Source organism: Pseudomonas sp. PME37.24/025 (assembly GCF_055556615.1).
In genome coordinates this window covers 1-260 of record NZ_JBVHNK010000326.1, presented here as the reverse complement: position 1 = coordinate 260, position 260 = coordinate 1, and the positions used below count along the sequence as shown (strand labels likewise).

1 protein-coding gene is annotated in these 260 nt (G+C 77.3%); it reads right to left on the bottom strand.

Annotated elements, in window-relative coordinates:
* Nucleotides 1-199 (bottom strand): hypothetical protein (locus ACZ3HH_RS30565; protein ID WP_465810395.1); only part of this gene is annotated, 199 nt, incomplete at its 3' end.
* Nucleotides 200-260: the final 61 nt, after the last annotated feature.

Genomic DNA, 260 nt, shown 5'->3' with positions numbered 1-260 from the left:
TGCCCGCGAGATGCTTCGGGTCGAGGGCGCTCGAGCCGGCCGCCGCCTGCCCCGCGCCGAACGCGGCGCGGAACCGGTCGGCGGAGCCCCCGGCGGCGGCGACGTTCCGGGCGGCGAGCTCGAGGTCGAGGCCGTCCACGGGCTGCGGCGTTCCGACCGGGACCGTGCGGTCCGCGAGGTGTCCGGGGCGGCGGATCATGGCCGCCGCTCGACCCAGCGGACGTACGCGGTGTACCGCTGGTGCAGGTACTTCAGCGCCA